The sequence below is a fragment of the Sporosarcina gallistercoris genome, from assembly GCF_050459885.1.
In the GTDB taxonomy this organism is placed as follows: Bacteria; Bacillota; Bacilli; order Bacillales_A; family Planococcaceae; genus Sporosarcina; species Sporosarcina gallistercoris_A.
Genome location: NZ_JBCMNO010000010.1, coordinates 1 through 2,977, shown reverse-complemented (window position 1 = coordinate 2,977; position 2,977 = coordinate 1). Strand labels below are relative to the sequence as shown.

General features: G+C 52.7%; 1 rRNA gene. It reads left to right on the top strand.

The annotated features are described in order from the left end of the window. Positions 1-35 precede the first annotated feature (35 nt). Positions 36-2,967: ribosomal RNA gene (locus ABE021_RS07320) — 23S ribosomal RNA — on the top strand. Positions 2,968-2,977: the final 10 nt, after the last annotated feature.

Sequence of the window (2,977 nt, the reverse complement as noted above, 5' to 3'; positions counted from 1 at the left end):
ATTCATCGCTGAATGGAAGAAGAACGTTAACTTTTGGTTAAGTTAGAAAGGGCGCACGGCGGATGCCTTGGCACTAGGAGCCTAAGAAGGACGGCACTAACACCGATATGCTTCGGGGAGCTGTAAGTAAGCTGTGATCCGAAGATTTCCGAATGGGGAAACCCACCATCTTTAATAGGATGGTACGTATTTGTGAATACATAGCAAATACGAGGCAGACCCGGAGAACTGAAACATCTAAGTATCCGGAGGAAGAGAAAGAAAAATCGATTCCCTGAGTAGCGGCGAGCGAAACGGGAAAAGCCCAAACCAGGAAGCTTGCTTCCTGGGGTTGTAGGACACTCTATACGGAGTTACAAAAGGATGAGTTAGGCGAAGCGACCTGGAAAGGTCCGCCAGAGTGGGTAAAAGCCCCGTAACCGAAAATTCATCCCCTCCAGAGTGGATCCTGAGTACGGCGGAACACGTGAAATTCCGTCGGAATCCGGGAGGACCATCTCCCAAGGCTAAATACTCCCTAGTGACCGATAGTGAACCAGTACCGTGAGGGAAAGGTGAAAAGCACCCCGGAAGGGGAGTGAAATAGATCCTGAAACCGTGTGCCTACAAGTTGTCAGAGCCCGTTAATGGGTGATGGCGTGCCTTTTGTAGAATGAACCGGCGAGTTACGATTCCATGCGAGGTTAAGCAGAGAATGCGGAGCCGCAGCGAAAGCGAGTCTGAACAGGGCGAATGAGTATGGGGTCGTAGACCCGAAACCAGGTGATCTACCCATGTCCAGGGTGAAGGTAAGGTAACACTTACTGGAGGCCCGAACCCACGTACGTTGAAAAGTGCGGGGATGAGGTGTGGGTAGCGGTGAAATTCCAATCGAACCTGGAGATAGCTGGTTCTCTCCGAAATAGCTTTAGGGCTAGCCTCAAACGTTAGAATCTCGGAGGTAGAGCACTGTTTGGACTAGGGGCCCATCCCGGGTTACCGAATTCAGACAAACTCCGAATGCCGATGATTTATGTTTGGGAGTCAGACTATGGGTGATAAGGTCCATAGTCGAGAGGGAAACAGCCCAGACCGCCAGTTAAGGTCCCCAAGTATTCGTTAAGTGGAAAAGGATGTGGCGCTGCCCAGACAACCAGGATGTTGGCTTAGAAGCAGCCATCATTTAAAGAGTGCGTAATAGCTCACTGGTCGAGTGGCGCTGCGCCGAAAATGTATCGGGGCTAAACGAATCACCGAAACTGCGGATTGACACCTTTGGTGTCAGTGGTAGGAGAGCGTTCCAAGGGCGTTGAAGCTAGACCGGAAGGACTGGTGGAGCGCTTGGAAGTGAGAATGCCGGTATGAGTAGCGAAAGAAGGGTGAGAATCCCTTCCACCGAATGCCCAAGGTTTCCTGAGGAAGGCTCGTCCACTCAGGGTCAGTCGGGACCTAAGTCGAGGCCGATAGGCGTAGACGATGGATAACAGGTTGATATTCCTGTACTACCTCCCCACCGTTTGAGTGATGGGGTGACGCAGAAGGATAGGGTGAGCGCGCTGTTGGTTATGCGCGTCTAAGCAGTGAGGTGTGAAACGAGGCAAATCCCGTTTCTATAACATTGAGCTGTGATGGCAAGGGGTGTATACCCTGGAGTCCCTGATTTCACACTGCCAAGAAAAGCCTCTAACGAGGTGGGAGGTACCCGTACCGCAAACCGACACAGGTAGGCGAGGAGAGAATCCTAAGGTGATCGAGAGAACTCTCGTTAAGGAACTCGGCAAAATGACCCCGTAACTTCGGGAGAAGGGGTGCTCTGGTAGGGTGAATAGCCCGAGAGAGCCGCAGTGAATAGGCCCAGGCGACTGTTTAGCAAAAACACAGGTCTCTGCAAAACCGTAAGGTGACGTATAGGGGCTGACGCCTGCCCGGTGCTGGAAGGTTAAGAGGAGAGGTTAGCGCAAGCGAAGCTTCGAATTGAAGCCCCAGTAAACGGCGGCCGTAACTATAACGGTCCTAAGGTAGCGAAATTCCTTGTCGGGTAAGTTCCGACCCGCACGAAAGGCGTAACGATCTGGGCACTGTCTCAACGAGAGACTCGGTGAAATTATAATATGCGTGAAGATGCGCATTACCCGCGACAGGACGGAAAGACCCCGTGGAGCTTTACTGTAGCCTGATATTGAATTCCGGTGCAGCCTGTACAGGATAGGTAGGAGCCTGAGAGACCGGAGCGCTAGCTTCGGAGGAGGCAATGGTGGGATACTACCCTGGCTGTATTGGACTTCTAACCCTTGCCCGTGATCCGGGCAGGAGACAGTGTCAGGCGGACAGTTTGACTGGGGCGGTCGCCTCCTAAAGAGTAACGGAGGCGCCCAAAGGTTCCCTCAGAATGGTTGGACATCATTCGTAGAGTGCAAAGGCATAAGGGAGCTTGACTGCGAGACCTACAAGTCGAGCAGGGTCGAAAGACGGGCTTAGTGATCCGGTGGTTCCGCATGGAAGGGCCATCGCTCAACGGATAAAAGCTACCCCGGGGATAACAGGCTTATCTCCCCCAAGAGTCCACATCGACGGGGAGGTTTGGCACCTCGATGTCGGCTCATCGCATCCTGGGGCTGTAGTCGGTCCCAAGGGTTGGGCTGTTCGCCCATTAAAGCGGTACGCGAGCTGGGTTCAGAACGTCGTGAGACAGTTCGGTCCCTATCCGTCGCGGGCGCAGGAAATTTGAGAGGAGCTGTCCTTAGTACGAGAGGACCGGGATGGACACACCGCTGGTGTACCAGTTGTCTTGCCAAAGGCATCGCTGGGTAGCTATGTGTGGACGGGATAAATGCTGAAAGCATCTAAGCATGAAGCCCCCCTCGAGATGAGATTTCCCATTACGCAAGTAAGTAAGATCCCTCAAAGATGATGAGGTGGATAGGTCTGGTGTGGAAGCATGGCGACATGTGGAGCTGACAGATACTAATCGATCGAGGACTTTCCCAAATATAAGTTA